Source organism: Caballeronia sp. GACF4, from assembly GCF_023631025.1.
Taxonomy (GTDB): domain Bacteria; phylum Pseudomonadota; class Gammaproteobacteria; order Burkholderiales; family Burkholderiaceae; genus Caballeronia.
The window spans coordinates 411,081-437,553 of record NZ_JALQDW010000004.1 but is presented as its reverse complement, the minus strand read 5'-3'; the positions used below and the strand labels follow the sequence as shown (position 1 = coordinate 437,553).

Here is a 26,473-nt window from a genome sequence, read left to right as displayed (position 1 = left end):
GCTGAATGCACGGTAACGAACCCGCCCTCTTGCATGGCACCGGAGCGAGGCGCGCAGTGCCCGCTCCGATCGACAGGTGACACGGAACCATGGAGCTTTTGTGATGACAGGCGGACTCTCGCATCGAAGCGATGCGTCGACGACCGGCCTCGCCGCACTCGGCCTCGTAGCGGGGATGCTCGCTGTGCGCCTCGCCTGGCGCGCTGTCGCATCGCTGATGCGGCACCCTGCGCGGCATGAGCGATTCCCGCTTGCAACGCTGGCGGTGATCTTCGCGGCCTTCGCCCTGTCCGCCTGCGGACTCTTGCCGGTGCAGACGCCCGCGCCCATCGTCGAGCATTCGTATATTCCGACGCCGGACGAAACCGAGAGCACCGAGCCCGAGGAACCCGCGCCTGTCGCCGCCGTGCCCGAGCCCGCATCGACGCCGAAGCCCGCGCCCGCGCCAAAGCCCAAACGCCGTATCGTCAAACCGAAGCCGCCGGAGCCGGTGATCGTGCAGCCGCAAGAGGCGCCCGAGCCGCCGCCTCCGCCCCCGCCGATCATCTCCACGCGTATCCTGCAGCACGATCAGCTGCACGGCCTGCTCGATGCCGAAGTACAGCGCGCCGATGGCAAGGTCGTGGGCCGCGCGGTGGACCTGTATATCGATACCGCCGCCAAGCCGAAGCTCATGATGGTGAACCTCGCCGGCTTCCTCGGCGTAGGCGACCGAAAAGTCAACTTCCCGTGGACCGCGTTCCGCTTCGCGCCCAACTCGAAGACCGCGCCGATCACCTTCGTGCCGCCCGCGCCCGCCGTCAAGGGCAAGCCCGCCGACCCCGCGCCGAAGCCGCAACCGGTCGCGGAAGCGCCGCCGAGCTACCTGCAACTCGTCGATTCGACCGTGACCCAGAAGACCGGCGCGCGTATTGGACGGGTGGTCGACGTGCTCGTCGATTCGCAAGGCGAGCCAGAAGCGCTCGTGCTCGACCTGAGCAATTCGCTCGCGGAAGACAAGCGCCATGTGGCCGCGAACTGGGGCGATCTGCACGTCGTGACGCGCAACAAGCAAGCGAGCTTGCAGATGGACTTCACCGAAGCGCAACTGAAGGCCTCGCCGACCTACTCGCCCGAGCAACCGATCAAGATCGTTTCGCCGGTCGTAGCCGCGCCCGCCGCGCCTGTTTCTTCGCCGGCGGCTGCGGCATCGGCGGGCGCGCCGGCCTCGAACTCGTCCACCGGCACGACCGCATCCGGGTCCGTGGCGGCGCAGTCGTCGGCATCGTCCGGCGCGCGCCCGAACAAATGACGCAGACGACGCACATGACGCAAAAGACGCAAAAGACGCACATGAAGATTCACGAGATCGATAACCGAATCACAACATGGTAATTGCACGAAGTCTGCGCGCGCTCGACTGGCTGAACTTCTTCGTCGCCAACGTGCAGACGGGCTTCGGCCCTTTCATCGCCTCTTATCTCGCTGCCAACAAATGGACGCAGGGTGAGATCGGCCTCATGCTGTCGGTCGGCACCATCAGCGCGATGGCGAGCCAGCTGCCCGCGGGCGCGCTCGTCGATGCCATGCGCAACAAGAAGTTCGCCGCGCTTTCGGCCATCGTCGCGATCATCGCGAGTGCGTTGTTGCTCGCGGCGAGTCCGACCTTCATTCCGGTGTTCGCCGCCGAAGTGCTGCACGGCTTCGCGAGCTGCATGCTGGTCCCGGCGATGGCCGCGATTTCGCTCGCACTCGTCTCGCGTGCCGATCTCGGCGACCGGCTCGGCCGCAACGCGCGCTGGGCGTCCATAGGCTCCGCGCTGACCGCCGCGTTGATGGGCGCGTTCGGAGAATATCTGTCCTTGCGCTCGGTGTTCTTTCTCACGGCGGCGCTCGCGTTGCCGGCAATCTTCGCCTTGCGCATGATTCATTACGATGCGCCGCCCGTCGTGCCGCGCATGCCTGCGGGCAAGCCGAACCTGACGCCGGAAGGCGAAGAGCGCGAGTCCTTGCGCGAGCTTCTGAAAGACCGGCGCCTGCTGATTTTCGCGGCTTGCGTGGTGCTGTTCCATCTCTCGAACGCGGCGATGCTGAATCTCGCCGCCGGCGAAGTCACCGCGCACATGGGCGACAACGTTCAACTGGTGATCGCGGCGTGCATCATCGTGCCGCAGTTCATTGTGGCGGCGCTCTCGCCGTGGGTCGGGCGCAAGGCGCAGCATTGGGGACGCCGGCCGGTTCTGATCATCGGATTTTGCGCCTTGCCCCTGCGCGCGATTCTCTTCGCCGGCGTCAGCAGCCCTTATCTGCTCGTGCCGGTCCAGATGCTCGATGGCATCAGCGCGGCCGTCTTCGGCGTGATGCTGCCGCTCATCGCCGCCGATGTCGCCGGCGGGCGCGGGCATTACAACCTGACCATCGGCTTCTTCGGGCTGGCAGCGGGCGTCGGAGCAACCTTGTCGACCGCGGCCGCAGGCTTTGCCGCCGATCGCTTCGGCACGTCGATGAGCTTTTTCGGCCTCGCCGCTGCGGGCGCGCTCGCCGTCTTGCTCGTCTGGCTCGCGATGCCGGAGACGCGCGGAGCGGAGAAAGCCGAGGCCGGCACCGCCGAACCATCCGTCAAGGTTTGATAGTCACTTCAATGGCTTGAGCATGCCGAGAAGCGTCGGCACCAGTTCGCTCACCGTCGGATGAATGTGCATGGCGCGCTGCAGCGTCTTGTAGGAAGCGTCGGCATTCATGATGTCGATGAACGTATGAATGACCTCGTCGCCTTCGATGCCGTAGATCTGCGCGCCTAGAATCCGCTCGGTGCGGGCATCGACGAGCGCCTTCATGAAGCCATCCGTTTCACCGCGTTCCTTCGCGCGGCCTACGCGCGACATCGGCATCGTGGCGATGAGCGCCTCACGCCCGTCCTTCCTGACCTCCGCCTCGCTCATGCCGACGCGCGCGAACGGCGGATCGACGAACACGGCGTAAGCCATGATGCGGGTATCGACGCTGCGCGTTTCGCCATCCAGCAAGTTGGCCGCGATAATCTCGTAATCGTTCCACGACGTATGCGTGAACGCGCCGCGTCCGTTCACGTCGCCCAGCGCCCATACGCCCTCGACGCGCGTACGCAATTGCCCATCCACTTCGATGATGCCGTGCTTGTCCGGCTCGATGCCAGCGTGTTCCAGACCGAGATCGTCCGTGTTCGGCGTGCGGCCGGTGGCGAACAGCAGATGCGAGGCATCGATCGTTTCGCCCTCGGTGACGATTCGCACGCCGCCGTTTTGCGTTTCCACGCGACGCGGTTCCGTGCCGAAGCGAAACTCGATGCCTTCGCGCTGGAGCACGTCCTGCATCGCAAGCGCGACGTCCTCGTCTTCGCGCGCAAGGATGCGCTCGCCGCGTACCAGAAGCGTGACGCGGCTGCCGAAGCGTCGGAACATCTGCCCGAATTCGAGCGCGATATAACTGCCGCCCACGATGACGAGATGCTCGGGCACTTCGGTGAGTTCGAGAATCGATGAATTCGTGAGATAGGGCACGCCGTCGAGCCCGTCGACCTTCGGCACCGACGCTCGCGTGCCCGTGTTGATGAAGATCATGTCCGCGTCGATGTCCTGCTTCGAGCCATCGGCGGCTTCGATTTGCAGCGCATGCGGACCGGTGAAGCGCCCGTGTCCGTCGAATACGGTGATGTCGTGCGTGCCGCGCAGCCACGCCTCGATGCCATTGCGCGATCCGGCGATGACCTCGTCCTTGCGCGCCTTGACGCGCGCCATGTCCACTTTCACGTCGCCGCCGACGATCACGCCGTACTTTGCCGCCGTGCGCGCCACATGCGCGGCGCGCGCGCTCGCCACATAGGTCTTGGTCGGCGTGCAGCCGACATTCACGCACGTGCCGCCAAAAAGATGCCGCTCGATCACGGCGGTTCGTTTTCCGCTCTGTGCCAGCCGCACGGCGAGCGGCGAGCCGCCCTGACCTGTACCGACGACGACCGCATCGAAGTGCTGTGACATGCCTTGATCTCCTAAATGCGCACGCTGGACCGGTGTCGCCGAACCAAATGGATACAGCATGCAAAACGCAAATTAGCCAGCCAATATTACGCGGATCGTCGGGCCCAAGCAGGTTTGCTGCAAGCATGGGCATGTGACGTGCTTGCTGTTGTCTTCTCAGCCGCTTGCATTGATCCTGCATGCAGAATGCAAACGAGGATCCAGACGGCTCCCCGCCATCCTCGAAACAATCGAACAGGGCTTCCATGACCGAGACGATGTGGTTTCTCATCGTCGGCGGCGTGCTCATTTTCATGGGGCTCGCCAGTTCGACATTCCGGCATTTGCCGATCAGCACCGCGATGTGCTACCTCGCCATTGGCTTCGTGCTGGGGCCGGGCGCGGCGAACATGCTGCATTTCGATCTCGCGACCGATGCCACGATTTTGCGACGCATCACCGAAGTCGCGATGCTCGCGTCGCTCTTTGCCATCGGTTTGCGTCTGCGCGTGCCGCCCACGGACCGCATCTGGATACTGCCGCTACGGCTCGGCGTGGTCGCGATGGTCTTGACCGTCGCCCTGCTCACCGTCTTTTGCGTGTATGTACTCGGCTTCAGCTGGGGGCCTTCGCTGCTGCTCGCCGCGATGCTCGCGCCGACGGACCCTGTCCTCGCTCATGATGTCCAGGTCGAAAAGCCTGGCGACATCGACTTGTTGCGCTTTTCGCTGACGGGCGAAGGCGGACTGAACGATGGCATCGCGTTGCCCTTCGCGCTGCTCGGCATCGCGGTATGCCGTTTCGAAGCGTCGCCTGCAGCGGTGCTGCATTGGAGCTTCGCGTTGCAGGCTTTGTGGGGCATTGCCGGCGCGCTCGGCAGCGGCTGGTTCCTCGGGGAACTGGCTGTGCGGCTCGTGGCTTATCTGCGCACGCGCCACGGACAGGCGCTCGGTCCGGAAGGTTTTTATGCGCTAGGACTGATCGCCTTGTCGTATGGCGTGGCCGAATTGCTGCACACGTATGCGTTTCTCGCCGTATTCGCGGCGGGACTCGCCATGCGACGCGTAGAACAGAAAGCGAGCGGCGACAAGTCCGCGCGCGAAGCGGTCGGCACGATCGACGCCGACGATGTCGGCGCCACTGCATCCGATCCGGCCCGCGCGCACGCCTTCATGGCCGAGCGCGTGCATGGCTTCACGATCGAACTGGAACGTATCGCCGAAGTCGCGATCATGCTGATGGTCGGCGCCGTGCTCGCCACTATCTGGCGTGAGCTATTCACGTGGCAAGCGGCCTTGCTGATCGGCTGCTTGTTCTTCGTGGCGCGGCCGCTGTCGGTGGAGGCATCGCTCATCGGATCGGGCGCACATGGCGCGCAACGGCGGCTGATGAGCTGGTTCGGCATACGCGGTGTCGGCTCGTTCTACTATCTCTTGTATGCAATCGAGCAGGCGCCGAAGGACGTGGCCAAGCCGCTCGTTCCGCTTGTCATCGCGGTGATCGTGGCGTCGGTGATCATTCATGGCGTCACGGCGACGCCCTTGATGAAGCGGTATCAGCGTGTAATCGATCAGGCTTGAGGTGTGGCAGCGTGCATGCAAAATGCCGAAGTGGCGCTGTCTTCATGTCCGCTCTCATGTCCGCTATTGCCTCGCAGACCGACGAGGCGTATCTGAAGTGGCTGGTTCAGAGCGTCGCCATCCGCGGCGCGCTCGAAACCATATTCGCGCCTTGATAGAGCTTTCCAAAACGGTTATTCAAAAACGCCGCGAGCGGCACCTGTTCCTGACGCACGAACCCGCTTTGCGGCAGCACGCCTTCGCGGAACAGATCGAGCTCGGCACAGATGGCGCCCGCCGTCGTGATCTGGATTGCGCTCATCGGCATGCCGCCGACTTCCTTGGCAAAGACCTTGCGCGTGAAGACGTTCTGCACGAGTTGTCCCGATGGGCCGCCGCGCATGCCCGTTACCGTGACGAAGATCAGCACCACGTCCTGCGAAGTCGATGGCACCGCGCGCTTGAGCATTGCCTTGAGACCGTCGCGATCGGTCGACATGCGCAGATCGTCGAGGAGGAACTTCATCAGATCGCGATGGCCGGGGTATCGAACCGACTTGTAGTCGAGCGATTCCACCTTGCCCGCCAGCGTCTCGCATAACGTGCCGAGCCCGCCCGAAGTATTGAAGGCCTCGTACTCGATGCCATCCAGCGAAAAATGTTCGACGCCTTCGAGCGGCTGGACCCATTGCGTGCGGCCATCGCGGATCGCTTCGCATGGCTGACAGTACTCGTTGATGAGTCCGTCGATGCTCCATGTCAGGTTGTATTTGAGCGCATTGGTCGGAAACTCGGGCAGCGCACCGACGCGCATTTTCACTTCGCGCACGTTATCGAGCCGCTCGGCCAGATCATGCGCGACGATGCCGATGAAACCCGGCGCGAGCCCGCACTGCGGCATGAAGGCCACGTCCGAACCCTCCGCGATGGCGCGAATTGCATGCGTTGCGCGCACGTCCTCGGTCAGATCGAAATAATGGACGCCCGCCGCCTTGGCCGCCGATGCAACGCTGATGGCAAGGTAATACGGCAAGGCGTTGACGAGTGCGTCGAAGCCGTGGAGCGCCTGACGCAGCGCGGGCGTCTCGGCGGAATCGACGCGGCGAGTCGCGATTCCCTCCGCTTCGAGCGCGGTGAGCGCCTGTTCGTCGCGATCGAATGCAACGACTTCGAAGTCTCCTGTGTCACGAAGCAAGTGGGCGATGCTCTTGCCGATCAATCCGGCGCCGACTAACGCTATTTTCATCGTTGTTCTCCTAGTGTATTTTGCATTTTGTATCGCCTGGGAAGGCATGCTGAATACAGTTTAGGGACCGACGAATATTGATCCTAGACGCAAAATGATGCGTATCGACGATAATTTTCGACGTTTTGACGATGTATCGCTGCGTTTTGTATCGTCCTAACTCGAACGGTCGATCTTGCGCGCCAGAATGATCGAGGTGGTGGTGCGTTCCACACCTTCCAGTGCGCCGATTTCATCGAGCAAGTCGTTCAGGCGATCGGGCGAGTCCGCACGCAACCAAGCGACGTAATCGAACTCGCCGCTTACCGCGCAAAGCAGTTGCATCTCCGGCATGCGCGCGAAGCGTTTCTGCACGTCGCGGCCGAACTTTGGCGCGAGCTTGATGCCGACGTAAGCCTGAATACTGGCGTCGAGCACGTCCTGGCCTAGCCGTACGCCGTAGCCCGCTATCACGTTGTTCTTTTCGAGCCGCGCCATGCGCGCGATGACTGTGGTGCGCGCCACGCCCAGCTGACGCGCGAGATCGGCAACGCTTTCACGCGCGTTCGTCTGCAATAGCGCGACGAGGTTACGGTCGATGTCGTCGAGCTGGTCGAGGCGCGGGGGTCTCATGTCGTCCTTCTCGCTGTGATGTTTGGCGTTTGTATTGCGTTATGCGTTTTGTGTACCGCATGCGGTATGCAATCGGCCGCAAGCAGGATTATCGCCGACGTCACCGCCCGATCTTGCTTGAGCTTCCTTGACGGAATTTTCCAGAGAAGTATCGGATGTAAGCAGTTGTGGCAATCGAGGCGAATTGTCAGGCGGGCGTGTTACTAATAACCGCCGACGACGTTTCTGCCTTGACTGAGATCAACCAGCAAGCGCGCTTTCTCTTACTTCGACTAAGGTTTCAGAATGAAAAAAACATTCGTAGCACTGGCCGCATCTTGCATGCTTAGCGCCGCGTTCGCACAGACTGCGGCGCCCTCCGCGGCATCTGCCTCCGCCACGACGGCGGCATCGGCGCCCGGCGCCACGAAGCGCGAAGCTCGCGTGGAAGAACGTATCGCCCAATTGCATGCAAGCCTCAAGATCACATCGCAGCAGGAAGATCAGTGGTCGAAGTTCGCCGACGTGATGCGCGACAACGCGCACACGGTGGGCGATCTATACCGCCAACGCGTTGCACAACGCGACACCATGTCCGCGCTCGATGACATGAAGCAATACGAGCAGATCACGCAGGCCAATGCAGACGGCACAAAACGTCTGGTTGAGGCTTTCGAGCCGCTTTACGCAAGCCTTTCGCCGGAGCAGAAGAAGCTTGCCGATACGAGCTTCCGTCAAGAGCATCATGATCGCGCAAAGAATGCACGCGCTCGTCATCCGTCGCACGCGGGCGCAGCACAACCGGCATCGACGACGAAGCCTTAAGCCGCAGCGCGTAAGCGCTTGAATGCTTGGCATTCGGCGGCTTTGCCAAAACCCGCATCGGGCGTCATCATGGCGAACGAAGCGGGTTTTTCGTATTCTGGATGCAAAATCATCCGATTGCCGTTACGATCCCGCACCGCAACCGCATTGGCCGACTAATCATGCTCCATCTATCCCGCCTCGATCTCACAACAGATGCTGCCGCGCGCCGCGTCGTCAAGGACGAAGCCGTGACCGTGGAATTCGCCGCTGCGCCGGGCGAGTTGATGAGCCTGGAAGGCCCGAATCGCTATGCGCCCGATGACGCTATCGTCACTGGCGCGACGGGTGAACGCTGGGTCGTGTCGCGTGACCGGTTCGATCCCAAGTACGTGCCGGAAGGCGGCATCGCGCATGGCGAGGCTGGAACCTACCGCAACAAGCCGAGCGTGGTTCTTGCGCGGGAGATGCATGAGCCTTTTTCCATCGCGCGGTCAGACGATGGCGACGTGCTCACCGGCGACGCGGGCGATTGGGTCATGCAGTATGCGCCGGGCGACTATGGCGTCGTGAAGGCGGCACGCTTCGCCAAGGTTTATCGCGAAGTTTGAAGGCGCTATGCAGGGACGCGGCACGCAGCATGCAAGTTGCTGCGTTTGACGGGGATGGCCTCAACGAGCGTGCAGATCACGCGGAATTCGAATGCGAAGTGCAGAAGCGTGGCATGCGGAATTCAAATCGCACGTATGCCGAAGACAGCCTCAACCAGGTTCAATAAATCCACGCAGACTTCGAATGCGAAATGCCAAGGCGTGGCATACAGAATTCAGACAGCCGCATCCGACGCGGACAGCCGCATAGCGCACGCACATCCGAGTGCAAGATGCGAAAGCGAACAGCCAACTCGCATCTGAATCGATCACCCGTTCCGCCCCACCTCGCTCAAATCTCGAATACAAAACGCAACCTGTCGGCATACAGAATACAACCTGCCCCTTCACGCGAAATCCTCTCCCATCTCGATTTCAAGCTGCCGCGGGACCGCCTCGCCATTCGCGTATGCTTCTTCCAGCGAACCCAGCGTCGCCTCCACATAGGCACGTAACACTGCATAGCTTCGAGCATGCATCCTCACCGGCATGGCTCGATATCGTGCCAGCGCGGCAGCATCGAAACGCACGTCGATGGCAATGCGCCGCGCCGTCGAACCGAAACGCATCGCGATGTAATGAATCGTCAGCGAGGTACGGCCTTCGTCGTCGAGGCGTTCGGCGAATTGCGTCTGCTCGGGGAAGAGATCGCTGATGACATGCGCAAGCATGTCGATGTCCGCGCTCGGGCAGTCGTATTGGTAGTCGTCCATGGATACTCGATGAATCAGGATTGGCGCGTGACTGCGGCGCGATAGTAGCGCACGAGCGCCACGGTGACGATCACGCCGAGCACGAGATACACGGCATCGGCGGCGGCGAGCGGAATCAGGCGCGCTTGAAAGAGCGCGGCCGGCATGCCGACGAGCGCGTGGGCCGCAATCAGCACGCCAAGCGCATGACGCGACCGTTCGCGCAGCATCTGCCACATCAGTGCCGAGAAGCCGAGTTGGAAGGCAAACGCACTCGCCCGCTCGACCACGAAGATAGCCGCCGACACAGGCGAGAGACTCATCAGCACCAAGTGAATACGCGCTACTGCATCGAGCGGCGCGCTTTCGAAATGCGCATCGAGCGTACCGTTGTTGGCCAGGATCGCATACACGATCCATTGCGCCTGTACGAGCACGCCGACGATCCACGCCTCCGCGCCACCATGTCCGATGCCGTAACCGAGCGCCGGACCGGGACGATCGAGCGCGCCGGGCTCGCGCGAGATGATCCACTTCATCGCCAGGAAGCGGCCCACTTCCTCGCACAGGCCCGCAGTGATGGCGCCATAGACCACGAAGACCGCGGGATTCATCAACCACGCGGACGTGGCCGGATTGCCCAGCATGAAGCCATGTAGCGCGCGCTCGATCACCATGGCGAAAAGCGCAAACACGGCAATGCCGAGTATCGCCTCGCGCGGCACGAGCTGAAAACGCGGCCTCGCGAGCTTATACAACACAACCGGCAATGCAGCGATGATGAGCGTGGCGAACCCCACGCACAGCAACGTCGTTAGACTGACCATTCAGGTTCCTTGTGATGCTTCGTGTCTTGCTCTCGTCGTCGATGCGCGCACGACGAGTTCTCCCGGCAACAGACATTCGCGTGGCGGCATGACCGCGCCGCCGAGCCGCTCATGAAGAAACTCCACCGCGCGTCGGCCGATATCGTAAGTCGGCTGCCGCACCGTCGTCATGCCGGCGAGTTGCGCCCATTCGGAATCGTCGATGGACATCAGCGCGACGCCCGCTTGCCAGTCCGCGCCGTATCGTTCCTTGAGATGCACCGCGACGCGCAAAGCCACAGGACCGTTCGCCGCGAACAACGCGACGCGCCGGTTCGCCGCGCGCGCACCTTCGATGCGCCGATCGATTTCTTCGAGCGTGGATGCCGCATCGGCGAGATCGATCACGAGCGTCGCGCCGTTTGCAGCACGCGCGCTCACGCTTTCGCGAAACGCGGCCTCGCGCAAACGCCGCGAACTGACATGCGTGACGGGCTGCACGATGAAGAGCAATTCGTCGAAGCCTTCATCGATGAGATGTCCGGTTGCCAGTGCAACGGCCGCCGGATTGTCGAGCCCGACCATATCGGTGACGATGCCTTCCACCGAACGATCGACCAGCACGACCGGAATACCGCCTTGCGTGAAGCCTTGCAACAACGCTTCCTTCACGCCGAGCGCATTCACGATCACGCCTTCGACGCGATACGTCGTAAGCAATTGCAGATAACGCCGCTCCATGTCGACTTCATTGGCCGCGTGGCAGATGAGCGGCATGTAGTTAAGCGCATGGCACGCGGCTTCCACGCCTTGCAGCACTTCGACGGAGTACGGATTGGTCAGGTCGGCGAGCAACATGCCGATCAGTCGATTGCGCCCGCGCTTCAGGCCGCGCGCCATCTGATTCGGTCGATAGTCCAGCCGCGCGATAGCCGCCTCGATACGCTCGCGCAAATCGGGCGACAACACGCCCGTCTCGCCGTTCAGATAACGCGAGATGCTGGTCTTGCCGGTGCCGGCTTCGCGCGCGACATCGGTGATGGTCGCGCGGCGCGCCCCGAAAACGCGCGGCCGGTTGCTTGAAGTGGGATCGTCGGACATGGTGGTCGTGATGGCTTGACGAACGCCCGACATCGGGCGAGCGGTATCGACATCGTTGTCGTTGGCCTCGGCATGCGCATGTTAGCGCATCGTGGCTGCCCGTCGATCCGATCCGCGTTCAGCGCTCGAGGACTTCGCGATTCACGATGTTCTGCGTGAGCGTGCCATCGAGCGCGCCGATGAGGTTCTCGGCGGCGTTGAGGTTCATCGCGTGACGCGTTTCATGCGTGGCCGAGCCGATGTGCGGCAACGCGACGACGTTCTTCAGCTTGAGCAAGGGCGAATCGACGGGCAGCGGTTCCTTGTCGAACACGTCGAGGCCTGCCGCGCGAATCGTGCCGTCTTTGAGAGCTTCGATGAGCGCCGCTTCATCGACGGTCGGTCCGCGTGATGCGTTGATGAGAATTGCGCTTTTCTTCATTTTCTTGAGCTGCGCCGCGCCGATGATATGACGCGTCTGAGCCGTGAGCGGCACTTGCAGAAGCACGAAGTCGGATTGCGCAAGGAGGTCGTCGAGTTCGACACGCTTCGCGCCGTAGTCCTTCTCTGCTTGCTCGTTGGAACTGCGATTCGTGTAAAGCACGTTCATGCGAAAGCCCAGCGACGCGCGTCTTGCCACCGCGCCACCAATGCGACCGAGCCCCACGATACCAAGCGTCTTGCCCTGCACATCCACGCCAAAACCTTCTTCGCCCAGGCTCGCTTTCCAGTTCCCTTCCTTGACCCATTCCGCGAGTTCCACCACGCGGCGCGCGCTGGCGAGGATCAATGCGAAGACCGTATCCGCGGTCGATTCGGTGAGCACGTCAGGCGTATGCGTGAGCACGATGCCGCGTTTGGTCAGGTCGTCGACATCGAATGCATCGAAGCCTACCGAGACCGTCGAAAGCGCCTTCAAACGCGTCGCGCCTTCGATCATCGCGGGCGTGATCTTCGCGCTCGCACCGATGGCGCCGTCGGCATCCTTGAGCGCCGCCACGAATGCATCATGATCGGCCGGATCGACATGTACGACATCCGCATGCTCGCGAAGGTACGCTTCGACATCGGATGGCAGAGACTTGTAGGCTACGATTTTCTTTCGGCTCATGGAGTTTTCAGGCCTTTGCAGGCTCATGGTAAGAGTGGATGACGGCCGCTGCGTTCGTGCTTTCCATTAAAGCATAGACAGCGGCAGCGCTCTGGAGCTCTGGACATCACGACCCCACGGCGACGCGCGGACTCACCACCGCTGGCGGCTTCACGGCCAGCGTCAACGCCACGGCCACGAGCAAGGCCGCGCTCATGAAGACGTATGACGCAGCCGGCGATCCAGTGGCCCCGTTCAGGTATCCGACGACATAGGAACCCACGAACGAACCGAGCGCGCCCATGCTGTTGATGAGCGCCATGGCACCGCCCGCGACGTTCTTCGGCAGCAGTTCAGGCACGATCGCGAAGAACGGCCCATAAGGCGCGTACATCGCCGCGCCCGCAATCACGAGCAAGACGTACGAAGCCCAGAAGTGGTTGGATCCAAGCAGATACGAACCCGCGAACGCCACCGCGCCGATCAGCAGGAATGGCCATACGAAGGCCTTGCGCGCCTGCAGTTTGTCGGAGGCCCAGGAAGCGAGCAGCATGGCGATGGTCGCGGCGAGATAAGGCACTGCGGAAAGCCAGCCCGTCTCGACCATGCCGAGCGTGGAGCCGCTCTTGAGGATGGACGGCAGCCAGAGCACGAAGCCATACACGCCGATGCTCCAGCAGAAGTATTGCGCGCACAGCTTGATGACAGCGGGAGACTTGAATGCCTCGCCATAGTTCTTCACCGGCTTGATCGCCGCTTGCTCGGCGCGCAAGGTGGCATCGAGATCGCGCTTTTCCGCGTCCGTGAGCCACGTCACCTGCGCGGGTTTGTCCTTCACGATGAACCACCAGATCACCGCCCACACCACCGCAGGCAAACCTTCGGCGATAAACATGTGCCGCCAGCCGAACGAATTCACGAGATAGCCCGAGACGACCGACATCCACAGCACTGTCACCGGATTGCCGAGAATCAGAAACGTATTCGCGCGTGAACGCTCCGACTTGGTGAACCAGTTCGCGATGAAGACGAGCATCGCGGGCATCACCGCCGCTTCGACGACACCGAGCACGAAGCGGATCGCCATCAGCGACGGTATGTTGCTCACCATGCCCGTCAGCGCGGCGCAACCGCCCCATAAAATCAGGCTCCAGAAGACGAGCTTCTTCACGCTGCGGCGTTCGGCGTAGATCGCGCCCGGAATCTGAAAGAAGAAGTAGCCGAGAAAGAACAACGCGCCGATCAGCGACGACAGTCCCTTGCTGATGCCCAGATCCTGATTGATGCCCGCCGCCGACGCAAAGCCATAGTTCGCGCGATCCAGATACGCAAGGCTATACGTGATGAAGACGATCGGCATGATCATCCACCAGCGGCGCACGGCGAGAGTCGGGGTTGAAGATGCTTGCATGGTTGTCTCCGAACACAGTTCGATTGAGTCTCTGAGGATCACGCGGCGTCGAGGGCAGCGCCCACATCCTGCGCTTCGAGCACGTCGAGCGCGGCGCGCGTGGGCAGGCCCTCGCTGTCGCCGATCACCTGAATCGCCAGGGCGCCGATGCGGTTGCCGCGCGCGATTGCATGCCGCACGTCGCGGCCTTCGAGCAGCGCGCTTACAACGCCGACCGCGAAGCCATCGCCCGCGCCGACGGTATCCACGACCTTCGCGACGGGCACCGCGGGCACGATGCCGGCATCGCCATCGACGGTGCGGAAATACGCGCCGTATGCGCCTAGTTTCACGACCACGCCCTTCGCGCCCTGATCGAGATAAAACTTCGCGATGTCCTCGGGTTTCTCGTAGCCCGTCAGCGTCAACCCTTCGCTCACGCCCGGCAGCACCCAGTCGGCAAGCGCCGCGAGCGCGTTGAGCGATTGCGCCATTGCGTCGCGCGACGGCCAGAGTGTCGGACGCAAATTCGGATCGAAGGAAATAGTCTTGCCTGCTGCACGCATTTCGCGGGCCATGTGGAAAGCCAGTTCACGCGAACTCGCGGAAATGGCTGGCGCCACGCCCGTCAGGTGCAGATGCCGCGCGTTGAGCACGTAATCAGCGGCGTAATCGTCAAGCGAAAGATGGCTTGCGGCCGAGCCCTTGCGGAAGTATTCGACTGCCGGATCGCTGCCGTCGTCGCACTTGCCCTTCAACTGGAAGCCGGTCGGATAGCGCTCGTCGATACTCACGCGGCGCGCATCGATGCCTTCGGCCGCGAGCACATCGAGCACGTATTGACCGAAGGAATCTCGCCCGACACGGCTCATCCAGCCCACCTTGAAGCCGAGCCGCGACAACCCGATAGCCACGTTCAGATCCGCGCCCGCGACGCGTTTGGTGAACTGGCCGACCTTTGCCAGATCGCCGGTTTCGGCGGCGACGAACATGGTCATCGCCTCGCCGTACGTAACGATGTCGAGGGCGTTTCGTTGTGATTGCATGCGGTACCTTGTATTCAAAATGCCGCGATACGCGCGACCTGAACGGCGGCGTCATCGGCGTCGAGAAAGGGATATTCGATTCCGCGCGGCACGTCACGCGGCAATTGCGCGAGGAGCGCGGCGAAGTGCGCATCGTCTTGCGACGGGGCTATGGCGAAACGTCGCGCGCCCTCGCCTGTCACTGCCTTGCAATGGATATAGGCCACGTGCGGCGCGAGACGCACGGCGGCATCGAGCGGGTCTTGATCCGGCCAGCGCCAGTTGCCAGTGTCGAAGGTCATCGCAAGCCCGTTTTGCGCCTGCGCGGGCAAAGCCGCGAACAACGCCTCGAACGCGCCGATCGTGCCGCCCGCCTTCAACTGGCCGTTTTCGGCGACCACCCGCGCCGGTGACGACGCCACCGCGTTCAGCAACCGATCGAGCGTTGCCGCATCGGTCGCAACGCCGCGTTCCGTGCCGCCCAATTGCAGCTTCACGATGCGCGCGCCCAGCGCATGTGCCTCGCCGATGGCCTGGGCGAGCGCACTGTCATCGAGAGCGCCATCGTCGCGAAACAAGGTTGCGGGCGTCGAGTGGACGGCCCACAAACCGAGTGCGCGGATGCGCGCGCCGAGACGCGAGAGCGCGTCGAAACTGGCATCGGATTCGTCGGCGAAAAGTTCGCGGCGCACTTCGAAACCCTGGGCGCCAGCGCGCGCGGCGGCTTCGGCGCACACCGCGTGACCATCGGTGCGAACCGTGTCCAAGCCGAAGGCGCTGGCGACTACGACGACATCCGGGCGCATGCCGATTTTTGAAACATCAGATGAAATCACGCCTCTTTTCCATTGAAAACTGACAAAAACTAGTGGTTGGAACCGGTTCCATTACTGCTGTTTGAAAAGGACGCCGCGGCGCCCCAATGAAGACGAATAGTGCTCTTGGCGGTGCGCGTTGCGCCATAGTGGAATTCCCTAGCCGAGAATCGAGGCGTCCTGGCAAAGTTCGAGAAAGCGCGCGGCGACACGCGAAGGCGTGTCGGCATGAGGAAACAGGATTGAAAAGCGGCGCGTGAGCGGCGCCGGGCCGACGTGTACGCGTTGCAGCATGCCGTCCTCATGCCGGATCGACATTGCCGAGACGAAGCCGATACCCATGCCCGCCCGCACCGCTTCCTTGACGCCCTCGACGCCCGCGATTTCGAGCGCGACGCGCACGGCCACCTTGCCCTGGGCGAACGCGCGCTCGACGATCTGCCGCACGCCCGAGCCGCTTTCGCGCAGCACGAGCGGATAGCCGCCGATTTCATCCAACGTGGCGTTTTGTCTTTCAGTGAGCGGATGACCGCGCGGAACGATAGCCACGATCTCGTCGTCGCGCCAGGCAGTCACCGTAGTGCCCGACGGCAACTCGCCACTTGGCTGGCCTTCGATGAGCGCGATATCGAGCGAACCTAGCGCAGCGACGATTTCCGCCGTGTTCCCGTCGATGGTCGTCAGCGTCACGTCGGGATAGCGCTTGTGGAATGCGGCGATCAGATAAGGCAGCAGGTAGCTCGCGGGCGTCGTGCTCGCACCGATACGCAATGTGCCGCGCTCGAGCCCGCGCAACGCGTCCCGCAGCGCGTGTGCTTGCCGGAAGCTCTCGCGCACACGCTCCGCGTGGACGAGCAGCTGTTTGCCGGCTGCGGTCAGGCGAACGCCCCGGCCGTCGCGCAAATAGAGCGATTCGCCGAATTCGTCCTGCAAAAGCCGAAGCTGCCCCGACACGGCAGGCTGCGACAAATGCAACGCAACAGCCGCGCGGCTGATGTTGCCGTGCTCGGCAACGATAGCGAAAGTTATCAGCTGATCCGGGGTCATCTCGCCAAACTATCAGATCAACCGATACATTGCATCCTAAATCACGATTTTTCATATGCATATGAGTGATTTAGGATTAGCACATCGCAACGCAATCTCAAAAGGACGCCCCCATGTCCGCCGTACCCGCCGCACCGTCAATCGCCGAAGCATCGTCCACGCGTGGGCAGCTCAACGGAATTCTTTTCGTCGCGCTGTTCGCGGCAGCCGTGACGCATCTGTCCGCGCTGCCGTTCATCGCTGGATTGGGCATCAGCCCGTTGATCGTCGGCATTGCCGCGGGGACGATCTACGGCAACGCGCTGCGCCACGGCATGCCCGAAAGCTGGGCGGCGGGCGTGAACTTCTCCGCGCGCAAATTGCTGCGCATCGCGGTGGCGTTCTTCGGGTTGCGCGTGAGTCTGCAAGAAATCGCGCACGTCGGGCTGTCGGGTTTCGCGGTATCTGTGCTGGTGGTCGTGAGTACGCTTGCCATCGGCACATGGTTCGGCATGAAGGTCATGAAGCTCGACCGCGATACCGCCTTGCTCACGGCCGCCGGCAGCGCCATCTGCGGCGCCGCGGCCGTGCTCGCGTTCGAATCGACCTTGCAATCGAAGCCCCACAAGAGCGCGATGGCCGTTGGCAGCGTGGTCCTGTTCGGCACGCTCTCCATGTTCCTCTATCCGCTCGCGATTCACGCAGGCTGGTTGCATCTCGACACGCTCGGCACGGGCCTTTTCTTCGGCGGCACGATTCACGAAGTCGCGCAGGTCGTTGGCGCGGCAAGCAACGTGAGCCCGGAAGCGGCGCATATCGCGACTATCGTGAAGATGACGCGCGTCATGTTGCTCGTGCCGGTCCTGCTCGTGGTCGGCTTCTGGATCAATCGCAAGCGTCATGATCAAAGCGCACAAAGCGGCACGGGCAAGCTCGCGGTGCCCTGGTTCGCCTTCGGCTTCCTCGCGCTCGTGGTGGTGAATTCGCTGCACGTGTTGCCCGCCAGCGCGACCAGCACGCTCAACACGCTCGATACCTTCGCGCTCACCATGGCGATGACCGCACTCGGCATGGAAACGCGCATCGCGCAGATTCGCGAAGCGGGTCCGCGTGCGATTGCAACCGGCGCAATCCTGTATGCATGGTTGATCGGCGGTGGACTTGCGATCACGTATGGTGTGGAGCGTCTTTTCGGCTGATCGTATCGATGCTGGACACAAAAAAGCCGTCGACTGAACCGACGGCTTTTTTGCATTCGAAGCCCGCTTTCTCGGCTTACGCGTGCTTCAACGCTTGTTCGAAATCGGCGATGAGATCGTCGATTTCCTCGATACCCAGCGACAAGCGCAGCATGCCGTCCGAAATGCCCATTGCGCGGCGTACGTCCGGACCGGCTTCGTGGAAGATGGTCGGTGCAACGGGGATGATGAGCGTGCGTGTATCGCCGAGACCGGTCGCCTTGATCGGGATTTGCAGCGCGTTGACGAAGTCGATCATGCGTTCGGGATGGCGCAACTCGAATGACAAGAGCCACGAGCCGTTTTTGAACAGACTCTTCGCGACTTCATATTGCGGATGACTCGGCAAACCCGGATAAAGCACGCGACCCACCGCTTCGTGTTTCTCCAGGAACTGCGCCAGTGCGAGCGCGTTATCGCTGCTCTTGCCGACTCGCAACGCCAACGTCTCCGCGCCCAGCGCAATCTGATGCGCCTGCTCGGACGACAACGCCGCGCCCATGTCGCGCAGACCCTTCTTGCGAATCTGCAGAAGCCCTTGCTCCTTCGCGGGCGAGCGCCGGTAGTCATCGGCGATATTCGGGTACGTGCTCCAGTCGAAGACGCCCGTGTCCGTGACCGCACCGCCGAGCGCCGCGCCGTGTCCCGCAATCGTCTTTGTCAGCGAGTTGACGACGAGGCTCGCGCCGACATCCTTCGGCCTGAAAAGCGCCGCAGACGTGATGGTGTTATCGACGACATAAGCGAGCCCGCGTTCGCGACACAGTTCGCCGATACCCCTCAGCTCCGGGATCTGCGTGCCCGGATTCGCGATGGTCTCGACGAACACCATGCGCGTGTTGGCCCTGAGCGCGTTGGCGACGTTAGCGACATCGCCTGCATCGACCACCGTCACTTCGATGCCGAGCGTGCGCAGCGTGCCGAACACGCTATTGGTATTGCCGAAGACGAACTGGCTCGACACGAGATGATCGCCCGCGCGCAAAAGCGTGAGAAACACCGCGCAGATTGCGCCCATGCCGGTGCTGAAGCAGATGGAACCCGCGCCGCCTTCGAGCTTCGTGATCTTGCGCTCGAGCGCCGCAGTGGTCGGCGTGCCCTGACGAGCATAGTTGAACCCGCCCTTCTTCGTGCCTTGAAACACGCCGATGAGATCTTCCACGCGTTCGAAGCCATACTGAACCGACGTATGGATGGGTTGACGCACGCCGCCATGCTCGACGCCCGCGTCACGATCGCCGTGTACGATGCCAGTGGTGAAGCCTTGCTTGTCCATCTTCTCTCCGCTTCGAAGTCGTTCGCTCTCTGACGGGCATCGCGAATCAGCCCTCGAGCAAAGGATTCATTTTACATCGCGGCCCGCGCCGCCACGGCCCCAAGCGGGTACGCGTGTTGCTCGCCTGAACACTCGTTCGCGTGCTCGACCGCGCGGCAAGCAGCACGCGATTAGCTTGCCAACTCAAGCGTCCGCCGCGCATGGCGTCAAAAGCACCGCACGTTTGACAAGGAGCCCACGCATGGCTTACGAACTCTATTACTGGGACGGATTGCAAGGCCGGGGCGAATATGTGCGCCTCGCGCTCGAAGACGCGGGCGCCGAATACATCGATGTCGCGCGTTCGAAGAAAGGCATGGACGCGATGATGAAGCTCCTCGGCAGCAAGACCGAGCCGCATATTCCGTTCGCGCCGCCGTTTCTGAAGGACGGCGATCTGATCGTGCCGCATGTCGCGAATATCCTGCTGTATCTCGGCCCGAAGCTGAAGCTCGCACCGAAGGACGAAGGCTTGCGCTACGTAGCGCATGGCTTGCAGTTGACCATCGCGGATATCGTCGCGGAAGTGCATGACACGCATCATCCGCTCGCGACCGATCTCTATTACGAAGACCAGAAAGAAGCCGCGAAAACGCGCTCGAAAAATTTCCTGGACCAGCGCGTGCCCAAATTCATGGGTTATTTCGAGCGCGTGCTGAAGCAGAATCCGCACGGCGACACGCAAATGGTCGGCGACACGACGACCTACGTCGATCTCTCCGTCTTTCAGCTCGTCGATGGCCTGCACTACGCCTTCCCGCGCGCGATGAAGACCTTCGGCAAGCACTATCCGCATGTCGCGGCGCTGCATGACGCCGTGCTGCAACGGCCCAATATCGCCGCTTATGTCGATTCGGAACGGCGCATCCCGTTCAACGAATCCGGCATTTTCAGGCACTATCCCGAACTCGATCAGGACGCGAAGTAAGACGCGTCACTGAGTTCACTGATCGCCTCAACGAAACAAGGAGCCAGCATGATCGAAACGATTCCCTCCTTCGGCCTCGGCACATTCCGTGTCGATGCCGCGAAGACCACCGAAGCCGTCAGAAGCGCATTGCAGATCGGCTTTCGTCATATCGACACCGCACAGTTCTACAACAACGAAGCCGCCGTCGGCGCGGGCGTGCGCGAGTCAGGCATTCCGCGCGAAGACGTCTGGGTGACGACGAAAGTCTGGTGGGACCGGCTGCAGCACGACAAGCTGATCGCGAGTCTCAAGGACAGTCACGAAAAGCTCGATATCGGCACGATCGATCTCGCGCTCGTGCATTGGCCGTCGCCCGAGAGCGCGGTGCCTATCGCCGAAACGCTTGGCGCGTTTCAGGAAGCGCAGAAGCTCGGCCTCATCCGTCATTACGGCGTGTCGAACTTCACCGCGCCGCTGCTCGAACAAGCGCTCGAGGCGCCGGGCGGCAAGGAGATCGTGACGAACCAGATCGAAGTGAGCCCGTTCCTCGCGAACCGCGCGTTGGTCGAAGCCACCCAACGGCTCGGCGTGAAAGTGACCGCCTATATGCCGCTCGGCGAAGGCCGCGCGCATAACGACATGACCATCAAGGCCATCGCGAAGAAGCACGGCGCGACGCCCGCGCAAGTGACCTTCGCATGGCTTCTGGCGCGCGATATCGTGGTGCTGTCGGCATCGACGAATCCGGAGCATCAACAGATCAACTGGGATGCGCAAAAGCTCGAGCTCGACGCCGACGACATCGCGAAGATCGACAAGCTCGACGAAGGCAAGCGCAACGCGAATCCTTCGTTCGCGCCGAAGTGGTGAGCGCGTAGACCGAAGCGCTGGATGCATCACTTGAAAAGCCTGGCTGTCTTCGATAGCCGGGCTTTTTTTCGCGCGCTCGAAAGTGGACGGATGATGCGCAATGCTATCCTTGCGTCGGCCTTATTCCATTTGCTTCTAAGCTTTCCACGATAATCCGTGCTTTCGTTCCTGCTTCGGCTGCGCACGCGCGCTCAACAACTCTTCCGTTTGTCGGATGCGCACACCATGCTCATCTGGGCAGTCGTCGTCGGCGTTGCGGGCGCGTTCGCGACATCGGCGTTTCGTGAAGGCATCGATTCGCTGCAACGGGCGTTCGGCGGCGAACCCGGCAACTTCGTCAAGATGGCCGAAAGCCTGCCGTGGCCGCTGCGTATCGTGTTGCCAGCGGCGGGCGGGCTCATCGCGGGCTTCTGTCTGATCGTCGCACGGGTTCGTCAAGACAAGCACGCGAACACGGATTACATGGAAGCGGTGACCATCGGCGATGGCGTCGTGCCCGTGTGGCAAAGCATCTGGCGCAGCCTGTCGTCGCTTTTCACGATCACGAGCGGCGGCTCCATCGGCCGCGAAGGGTCGATGGTGCAGCTCGCCGCGCTCGCTTCATCGCTTATCGGACGCTGGGTCCACTTCGATCCGCCGCGCCTGCGACTGCTCGTGGCGTGCGGCGCGGCGGCCGGGATCACCTCCGCATACAACGCGCCGATCGCGGGCGCGTTCTTCGTCACCGAAATCGTGCTGGGCTCCATGGTCATGGAGAGCTTCGGGCCGATCGTCGTGTCGTCGGTCGTCGCCAACATCACGATGCGCGAGTTCGCCGGGTATCGGCCGCCTTATCAGATGCCGGTGTTTCCGCCCATCGCGGGCCTCGAAGTGCTGCTCTTCGTCGTGCTCGGTTTGCTGTGCGGCGCGCTCGCGCCACACTTCCTGCGGCTGCTCGCAGAGTCGCGCAAGCGCTTTGCGAAGTTGCCGCTGCCCTTGCCGATTCGTCTCGCGCTCGGCGGACTGATCGTCGGCGTCATTTCGATCTGGTGGCCCGAAGTCTGGGGCAACGGTTATGAAGTGGTGAACTCGCTTCTGCATCAGCCGTGGACGTGGTCCGCGCTCTTGCTGGTGCTCGTCTTCAAGCTCCTCGCCACCGCCGCGACGGCCGGCTCGGGCGCGGTCGGCGGTATCTTCACGCCCACGCTTTTCGTCGGCGCCGTGCTCGGCTGTCTCTTCGGTCTCGGCGTTCACGCCATCTGGCCGCATTCGACTTCACAGCCATTCGCCTACGCCATGGTGGGCATGGGCGCGTTTCTCGCCGCGGCCACGCACGCGCCGCTCATGGCGATCCTCATGATCTTCGAGATGACGCTGTCGTACTCGGTGGTGTTGCCGCTCATGCTTTCGTGCGTGGTGGCGTATTTCATTGCCCGAACCTCCGAGCAGACGTCGATGTACGAAGTCACCCTGCGTCGCACGCGCGAAGAGAAGGAGCGTCTGCGCCTCGCGGCCACGCAGATGCGCGAACTCGTCAAGCCGCCCGATACCGTCGTCCCGCTCGATGCAAACGTGAACGACATGACGCGCGTGTTCCTCGAATATCCCGTGAAGTATCTGTATGTCGTGGATGACGCGGGGCGCTTTCGCGGTGTGGTCGCACTCAAGGACATCACGTCCGATCTTCTCGACAAGCAAGACACATCCACGCGTACCGCCGCCGATTACCTCCAGCCGCAATTCGACGTGCTCACACCCGACATGTCGCTCGGCGAAGCACTGCAGCACTTCCTCGCTTTCCAGGGCGAGCGGCTTCCCGTCATCGAAAAAAAGAGCGAGCCGCTGCTGCTCGGTGTCGTGTACAAAACCTCTCTTCTCGACGCATACTTCCGTCTGAATCCGACGCAGCGCTGAAAGTGCGCGGCTGTGCAATTTCGCGGCGCGTGCCGATCCGCAGCGCTGGGTGGAAGCGGATTATTCATAAGTTAGAAATCACGCGAAGTGTTTGCGCGCGAGCACCGCTCGTTGCGCCCGTGCGAGGTCTGCTTCTTTGGCATCCACGCACGAACGGTGCGCGAGGGACGTATCGGCATAGGCTTTGCTTGATGCTTCTCGCTGCCTACGTGAGGAGGGGTTGCCCGATGAAGACCTCAACGTTGTTGACGATGGCATTGGTTTCGGCGTCGTGTTACGCCGCGCCTCTGCACACGAGTTCGACTGACGATTCGGCCGTAGTGGCCGCAACGCGCGCTGCCCTGCGTGTGAACGCCGGGCCGGTCGCGCCGCCCGCACCCGAAATTGCGGCAGATAGTCTCGACCACGCGCACTGGCGTCATGTGCCGCTGCCGAAATCGCGTACGCCGAGTCACGGCATGGCAAGCCAGACGATTCAGGTACAGACCTGAAGCGCTCACTTCTTCATCTACAGGAATTCCATGTCGGATACACCCGGAACTCAGAGCCTGAACGACGAACCCATCGACGATGAAATCGCCGAAGTCCTGCGTTATGCCACGTTCCCAGCCAACAAGGACACACTAGTGAATGCCGCGCGCGAAGCCGGTGTCAGCAACGATGTGATCGCTGTTTTCGATGGTCTGCCCGAACAAGACTATAAGGATGCGAATTCCGTCGAGCAGTTGCTCGGAAGCAATGGCGGTCCGGGAATCTCGGTCTAGGCAGGGCGTATCAAAGCGCCGAAGTTGTCCCCAGCAATTGGGGACCACCCTGTTGAAAACCCGCTGTGAACTCGTCTAAGCATTTGACGCGCAACGAAAAACACCCTGCGCTTCAAGTCGCGCCAACCTGCCCGCGCCCTCTGCATAACTTATCCCCCGCAAACGGGGAAATGCCTGTGGAAAAGCGCTTGGCGACTCAGTTAATTTCTTGATTCTGTTCGCAAAACGCCGTGCGGCGCGGATCAGGTCATGCTCTACGTGGCAAACGAATAGCTCGATCCTTGCCCGACTTGTCCACAGTTTCTGTGGACAAGCCTGTGCAGTACGTTGCTCTTAGCTTCCGCGATACTGCGCCGCACTGGCCGGCACGGCCTTCTTCGGCGGCGGCTTGGAAGCCGAGCCCGCAGCCGCACCCGACGACATATAAGCCGGCGCCGCCTTGGTCGTCTGCTTCTGTCCGGCAGGCGGCGCTGTCGGCGCATTGCGCATGTCGGCCAGCATCTGCGCGCACGGCAACGGCTTGTTGTTGCTCGGCTGGATCAGCGGGATCAACGCGGCAAACGGGTTGATGAGTCCAAGACCGACCATCGCACCGCCGCGCACCGCCAACGCGCCGACATTCACGCCAACCTTCGGGTCCTTGAACGTGCCCTTCACATACAGCGGCGAACGCAACGAAAAGATGCGGAAGCCCTTCGTATGCGGATGAATCCCCAGATCCATCTGTTCGCTCTTCAGATTGATGTTGCCATCGACGTTGATGACCGCGTCGTCGGTATCGAGTGCGAAGACGCGCGAGTCGAGCACGCCATCCGTGACGACGAAATCGGTCGCGGCGCAGTTGATGTTCACATCGCGCTTGCCGAAGAGCTTCTCGTAGACGACGTTCGCCACGTTCAGGCCCGCCGCTTCCATGTACAGCCGGCTCACGGTGCCCTGCGTCACGAGCGCCTTGATCTCGCCGTTGGACGTTGCGGCAAGCGCGGCGGGCGAATTGCCGGTGGCGGACAAAGCCGCGTCGCCGTTCACTTCACCGAGCGCGGATTGCATGGTCTTCACGGTTGGGAACAGCTGCTTGAGCTTCAGATGCCGCGCCTCCGCCGACACGCGTCCCTTAAGAGGCGCCGCACTGCCATCCAGATGAATGTTCGACGAGAACGCGCCGCCCGCCACGCCGAACTTGAGCGGTTCGAATGACAGCACGCCATCCTTCATCACGACGTGCGTATAGAGATCCGTGATCGGCAGGTCGGGGTCCTTGATGATGCGCTGACCGGTGAACTTCACGTCGGCATCGATGGCCTTCCAGCGATCAGTTTTGAACTCCTCGGTCGGCAACGCCTTCGCCGACGGCTGCTTTTCCGTCTCGCCGCGCTTGGCTTTGCTCGCGTTCGAATCCACACCGATGATCGGCGCGAGGTCCGCGAAACGCAGCAGATGCGACACGAGTTCGCCCTGAAGCAGCGGTCGCGGCTTCCTGCCCGCATAGACGAGCGAGCCGTTGATGTCGCTGCCACCCACGCGGCCCGTGAAGTTCTCGTAGTGGAACACGTTGCCGTCTTCCTTGAACTGACCGGTGAGGCGCCCTTCCGTGGCAAAAGGCGGCGTTTCCGGCAGCGTCACGCCCGTGAACGGATACAGATGCGCCATGCTGACCGCCTGAATCCACAGCCGCAGATCGAGCGCCGCGAGATGCGCGGGATCGGTCACGGTGCCGACGAACGCGATATGCGTGTCACCCAGGCGCACATCGGCCTGAACGGGGAACGGGCGCGCCGCGTCCTGCACCGCGAGCACGCCGCCGAGTTTGCCGTCGCCGGAAACCCTGCCGCCGTTGTAGGTGCCCTTGACCGTCCAGCCGAAGGCATACGGCGGAATCGGCGGCTTCACGCCTTCTTTCGTCGTGATGCTCTGATTGGCCGACGTACTCGCCGGATTCGGCGCCGATGCATTCGCCGCCGCAGCCGCGGATGCAGCCGAAGCGGCGGACGCCTCCGAAGCCGCCGCTGCATCCGTCTGCTTTTCGAGCTTGGCCGCGCCGCTCTTGCCGACCATCTCCGCCGACGATTTGCTCGACGCCTCTTGTTGCTGCTTCATCACTTCGCCGATCGGCACGGCCTGGCCGAGCGTATCGATATCGACCTGCATCTCGGCCTTGGTCACTTCGTCGTGCACGCCGACCGTGCCTTTTGCAAGCGAGATATCGCCAAGCTTGAGATTCCACGTCGAAGGTTCGGTGGACTGCTTGAACTTGAACGTCCAGTTGTTGCGGTTGTCCTTGAGCCGCTCGACATCGATGGAAGGATTCACCAGATTGATCGCGGGAATGACGATGTCGTGCGCGAGCAGCGGCAGCACGGCCACCTGAAAGTCGATTTCGTCGAGCGTGGCGAAATACTGGTTGCGCGCCCAGTCCGGGTTCGCGATGGTGATCTTTTCAGCCGAGAAGCGCGGCCACGGCACCCAGCGTTTCCAGCCCGTTTCGTTAGGCGGACGGCGCCAGCCCACCTTCAGGTCGCCGGTAATATGAAACTGCCGCCCAATAGCTTGCGAGACTTTGTCATCGACCCACGGCCTCAGGCGATTCCAGTCGAACGTCAGGAAAATAACCACGCTCACCGCTATCAGTACCGCCAGAACGGCAAAAAACCATGCGACGATCTTTCCGATTTTTCTGCTCGTGCGGGCCTGCGCCATGACCTCTCCATCCATTTTTTCTGATTGTGTGTGGCGCA

At 62.1% G+C, this 26,473-nt stretch carries 24 protein-coding genes; 11 read left to right on the top strand and 13 right to left on the bottom strand.

Annotated elements, in window-relative coordinates:
- Positions 1-103: 103 nt before the first annotated feature.
- Both NCR40_RS05890 and NCR40_RS05885 read left to right on the top strand, forming a co-directional pair.
- On the top strand, positions 104-1,291 hold the full coding sequence (locus NCR40_RS05890; RefSeq protein ID WP_250508960.1) for a PRC-barrel domain-containing protein: 1,188 nt from the start codon (positions 104-106) through the stop codon (positions 1,289-1,291).
- A 76-nt stretch (positions 1,292-1,367) separates the two neighbouring features.
- A complete protein-coding gene (locus NCR40_RS05885) occupies positions 1,368-2,609 on the top strand; it encodes an MFS transporter (RefSeq protein WP_244827821.1) in 1,242 nt (413 codons plus the stop codon).
- 3 nt (positions 2,610-2,612) lie between these two features.
- Here the strand turns inward: NCR40_RS05885 and NCR40_RS05880 are convergent, their stop codons facing one another.
- The gene (locus NCR40_RS05880; protein WP_250508959.1) at positions 2,613-3,995 is read right to left on the bottom strand and encodes an FAD-containing oxidoreductase; all 1,383 of its coding nucleotides are present in this window, start codon (positions 3,993-3,995) and stop codon (positions 2,613-2,615) included.
- 245 nt (positions 3,996-4,240) lie between these two features.
- Here NCR40_RS05880 and NCR40_RS05875 point away from each other — a divergent pair, with 245 nt between their 5' ends.
- Complete coding sequence (locus NCR40_RS05875; RefSeq protein ID WP_250508958.1) at positions 4,241-5,554, top strand: cation:proton antiporter; 1,314 nt, start codon at positions 4,241-4,243, stop codon at positions 5,552-5,554.
- 106 nt (positions 5,555-5,660) lie between these two features.
- Here the strand turns inward: NCR40_RS05875 and NCR40_RS05870 are convergent, their stop codons facing one another.
- Positions 5,661-6,779, bottom strand: a complete 1,119-nt coding sequence (locus NCR40_RS05870; RefSeq protein WP_250508957.1) for a saccharopine dehydrogenase family protein — start codon at positions 6,777-6,779, stop codon at positions 5,661-5,663.
- 156 nt (positions 6,780-6,935) lie between these two features.
- The gene (locus NCR40_RS05865) at positions 6,936-7,391 is read right to left on the bottom strand and encodes an Lrp/AsnC family transcriptional regulator (protein ID WP_250464575.1); all 456 of its coding nucleotides are present in this window, start codon (positions 7,389-7,391) and stop codon (positions 6,936-6,938) included.
- A gap of 285 nt (positions 7,392-7,676) precedes the next feature.
- Here NCR40_RS05865 and NCR40_RS05860 point away from each other — a divergent pair, with 285 nt between their 5' ends.
- Together NCR40_RS05860 and NCR40_RS05855 are read left to right on the top strand one after the other, a co-directional pair.
- Positions 7,677-8,195 carry a Spy/CpxP family protein refolding chaperone gene (locus NCR40_RS05860; protein WP_250508956.1) on the top strand — a complete coding sequence of 173 codons (519 nt, stop codon included), beginning with the start codon at positions 7,677-7,679 and terminating at the stop codon, positions 8,193-8,195.
- A gap of 161 nt (positions 8,196-8,356) precedes the next feature.
- A complete protein-coding gene (locus NCR40_RS05855) occupies positions 8,357-8,785 on the top strand; it encodes a PGDYG domain-containing protein (RefSeq protein ID WP_250492444.1) in 429 nt (142 codons plus the stop codon).
- A gap of 386 nt (positions 8,786-9,171) precedes the next feature.
- Here the strand turns inward: NCR40_RS05855 and NCR40_RS05850 are convergent, their stop codons facing one another.
- The 8 genes from NCR40_RS05850 to NCR40_RS05815 all read right to left on the bottom strand — a co-directional run bounded on the left by NCR40_RS05850 (position 9,172) and on the right by NCR40_RS05815 (position 16,769).
- A complete protein-coding gene (locus NCR40_RS05850; RefSeq protein WP_250464566.1) occupies positions 9,172-9,537 on the bottom strand; it encodes a DUF3022 domain-containing protein in 366 nt (121 codons plus the stop codon).
- Between the two features lie 14 nt (positions 9,538-9,551).
- Entirely contained in the window at positions 9,552-10,343 is a 792-nt protein-coding gene (locus NCR40_RS05845; RefSeq protein WP_250508955.1) for a YhfC family intramembrane metalloprotease, read from the bottom strand.
- Positions 10,344-11,423: a LacI family DNA-binding transcriptional regulator gene (locus tag NCR40_RS05840; RefSeq protein ID WP_250464700.1), complete on the bottom strand. Its 1,080-nt coding sequence runs from the start codon at positions 11,421-11,423 to the stop codon at positions 10,344-10,346. It lies immediately after the preceding gene.
- A gap of 118 nt (positions 11,424-11,541) precedes the next feature.
- A complete protein-coding gene (locus NCR40_RS05835) occupies positions 11,542-12,513 on the bottom strand; it encodes a 2-hydroxyacid dehydrogenase (RefSeq protein WP_250508954.1) in 972 nt (323 codons plus the stop codon).
- Positions 12,514-12,619: 106 nt separating this feature from the next.
- Positions 12,620-13,903, bottom strand: a complete 1,284-nt coding sequence (locus tag NCR40_RS05830; RefSeq protein WP_250464560.1) for an MFS transporter — start codon at positions 13,901-13,903, stop codon at positions 12,620-12,622.
- Between the two features lie 38 nt (positions 13,904-13,941).
- Entirely contained in the window at positions 13,942-14,928 is a 987-nt protein-coding gene (locus tag NCR40_RS05825; RefSeq protein WP_244827810.1) for a sugar kinase, read from the bottom strand.
- A gap of 14 nt (positions 14,929-14,942) precedes the next feature.
- The gene (locus NCR40_RS05820) at positions 14,943-15,713 is read right to left on the bottom strand and encodes a sugar phosphate isomerase/epimerase family protein (protein ID WP_250509002.1); all 771 of its coding nucleotides are present in this window, start codon (positions 15,711-15,713) and stop codon (positions 14,943-14,945) included.
- 168 nt (positions 15,714-15,881) lie between these two features.
- A complete protein-coding gene (locus tag NCR40_RS05815; RefSeq protein WP_250508953.1) occupies positions 15,882-16,769 on the bottom strand; it encodes a LysR family transcriptional regulator in 888 nt (295 codons plus the stop codon).
- Positions 16,770-16,882: 113 nt separating this feature from the next.
- Between NCR40_RS05815 and NCR40_RS05810 the strand changes: the two genes are divergently transcribed.
- Complete coding sequence (locus NCR40_RS05810; protein WP_250464556.1) at positions 16,883-17,947, top strand: YeiH family protein; 1,065 nt, start codon at positions 16,883-16,885, stop codon at positions 17,945-17,947.
- Between the two features lie 76 nt (positions 17,948-18,023).
- On the opposite strand, the gene NCR40_RS05805 is transcribed toward NCR40_RS05810, so the two are convergent.
- Positions 18,024-19,262 (bottom strand): cystathionine gamma-synthase family protein, encoded by a 1,239-nt coding sequence (locus NCR40_RS05805; RefSeq protein ID WP_250508952.1) that lies wholly within the window; start codon positions 19,260-19,262, stop codon positions 18,024-18,026.
- Between the two features lie 241 nt (positions 19,263-19,503).
- Between NCR40_RS05805 and NCR40_RS05800 the strand changes: the two genes are divergently transcribed.
- The 5 genes from NCR40_RS05800 (at position 19,504) to NCR40_RS05780 (ending at position 23,738) form a co-directional block, all read left to right on the top strand.
- Entirely contained in the window at positions 19,504-20,229 is a 726-nt protein-coding gene (locus NCR40_RS05800; protein WP_250508951.1) for a glutathione S-transferase, read from the top strand.
- Between the two features lie 48 nt (positions 20,230-20,277).
- Positions 20,278-21,081, top strand: coding sequence for an aldo/keto reductase (locus NCR40_RS05795; protein ID WP_250508950.1), 804 nt, complete (start codon positions 20,278-20,280; stop codon positions 21,079-21,081).
- A gap of 156 nt (positions 21,082-21,237) precedes the next feature.
- Entirely contained in the window at positions 21,238-22,974 is a 1,737-nt protein-coding gene (locus NCR40_RS05790; protein ID WP_250508949.1) for a ClcB-like voltage-gated chloride channel protein, read from the top strand.
- Between the two features lie 227 nt (positions 22,975-23,201).
- On the top strand, positions 23,202-23,465 hold the full coding sequence (locus NCR40_RS05785; protein WP_244827803.1) for a hypothetical protein: 264 nt from the start codon (positions 23,202-23,204) through the stop codon (positions 23,463-23,465).
- A 30-nt stretch (positions 23,466-23,495) separates the two neighbouring features.
- Entirely contained in the window at positions 23,496-23,738 is a 243-nt protein-coding gene (locus NCR40_RS05780; protein WP_250508948.1) for a DUF2795 domain-containing protein, read from the top strand.
- Between the two features lie 333 nt (positions 23,739-24,071).
- Here the strand turns inward: NCR40_RS05780 and NCR40_RS05775 are convergent, their stop codons facing one another.
- Positions 24,072-26,435 carry an AsmA family protein gene (locus NCR40_RS05775; RefSeq protein ID WP_250508947.1) on the bottom strand — a complete coding sequence of 788 codons (2,364 nt, stop codon included), beginning with the start codon at positions 26,433-26,435 and terminating at the stop codon, positions 24,072-24,074.
- Between the last annotated feature and the right edge of the window lie 38 nt (positions 26,436-26,473).

Bases quoted from the DNA above. Each gene is read 5' to 3' on its own strand.
- NCR40_RS05870 (WP_250508957.1), bottom strand. From the start codon at position 6,779: ATGAAAATAGCGTTAGTCGGCGCCGGATTGATCGGCAAGAGCATCGCC.
- NCR40_RS05855 (WP_250492444.1), top strand. From the start codon at position 8,357: ATGCTCCATCTATCCCGCCTCGATCTCACAACAGATGCTGCCGCGCGC.
- NCR40_RS05830 (WP_250464560.1), bottom strand. From the start codon at position 13,903: ATGCAAGCATCTTCAACCCCGACTCTCGCCGTGCGCCGCTGGTGGATG.
- NCR40_RS05885 (WP_244827821.1), top strand. From the start codon at position 1,368: ATGGTAATTGCACGAAGTCTGCGCGCGCTCGACTGGCTGAACTTCTTC.
- NCR40_RS05775 (WP_250508947.1), bottom strand. From the start codon at position 26,435: ATGGCGCAGGCCCGCACGAGCAGAAAAATCGGAAAGATCGTCGCATGG.
- NCR40_RS05890 (WP_250508960.1), top strand. From the start codon at position 104: ATGACAGGCGGACTCTCGCATCGAAGCGATGCGTCGACGACCGGCCTC.
- NCR40_RS05865 (WP_250464575.1), bottom strand. From the start codon at position 7,391: ATGAGACCCCCGCGCCTCGACCAGCTCGACGACATCGACCGTAACCTC.
- NCR40_RS05815 (WP_250508953.1), bottom strand. From the start codon at position 16,769: ATGACCCCGGATCAGCTGATAACTTTCGCTATCGTTGCCGAGCACGGC.
- NCR40_RS05875 (WP_250508958.1), top strand. From the start codon at position 4,241: ATGACCGAGACGATGTGGTTTCTCATCGTCGGCGGCGTGCTCATTTTC.
- NCR40_RS05835 (WP_250508954.1), bottom strand. From the start codon at position 12,513: ATGAGCCGAAAGAAAATCGTAGCCTACAAGTCTCTGCCATCCGATGTC.
- NCR40_RS05880 (WP_250508959.1), bottom strand. From the start codon at position 3,995: ATGTCACAGCACTTCGATGCGGTCGTCGTCGGTACAGGTCAGGGCGGC.
- NCR40_RS05785 (WP_244827803.1), top strand. From the start codon at position 23,202: ATGAAGACCTCAACGTTGTTGACGATGGCATTGGTTTCGGCGTCGTGT.
- NCR40_RS05850 (WP_250464566.1), bottom strand. From the start codon at position 9,537: ATGGACGACTACCAATACGACTGCCCGAGCGCGGACATCGACATGCTT.
- NCR40_RS05780 (WP_250508948.1), top strand. From the start codon at position 23,496: ATGTCGGATACACCCGGAACTCAGAGCCTGAACGACGAACCCATCGAC.
- NCR40_RS05805 (WP_250508952.1), bottom strand. From the start codon at position 19,262: ATGGACAAGCAAGGCTTCACCACTGGCATCGTACACGGCGATCGTGAC.
- NCR40_RS05820 (WP_250509002.1), bottom strand. From the start codon at position 15,713: ATGCGCCCGGATGTCGTCGTAGTCGCCAGCGCCTTCGGCTTGGACACG.
- NCR40_RS05825 (WP_244827810.1), bottom strand. From the start codon at position 14,928: ATGCAATCACAACGAAACGCCCTCGACATCGTTACGTACGGCGAGGCG.
- NCR40_RS05800 (WP_250508951.1), top strand. From the start codon at position 19,504: ATGGCTTACGAACTCTATTACTGGGACGGATTGCAAGGCCGGGGCGAA.
- NCR40_RS05845 (WP_250508955.1), bottom strand. From the start codon at position 10,343: ATGGTCAGTCTAACGACGTTGCTGTGCGTGGGGTTCGCCACGCTCATC.
- NCR40_RS05860 (WP_250508956.1), top strand. From the start codon at position 7,677: ATGAAAAAAACATTCGTAGCACTGGCCGCATCTTGCATGCTTAGCGCC.
- NCR40_RS05840 (WP_250464700.1), bottom strand. From the start codon at position 11,423: ATGTCCGACGATCCCACTTCAAGCAACCGGCCGCGCGTTTTCGGGGCG.
- NCR40_RS05810 (WP_250464556.1), top strand. From the start codon at position 16,883: ATGTCCGCCGTACCCGCCGCACCGTCAATCGCCGAAGCATCGTCCACG.
- NCR40_RS05795 (WP_250508950.1), top strand. From the start codon at position 20,278: ATGATCGAAACGATTCCCTCCTTCGGCCTCGGCACATTCCGTGTCGAT.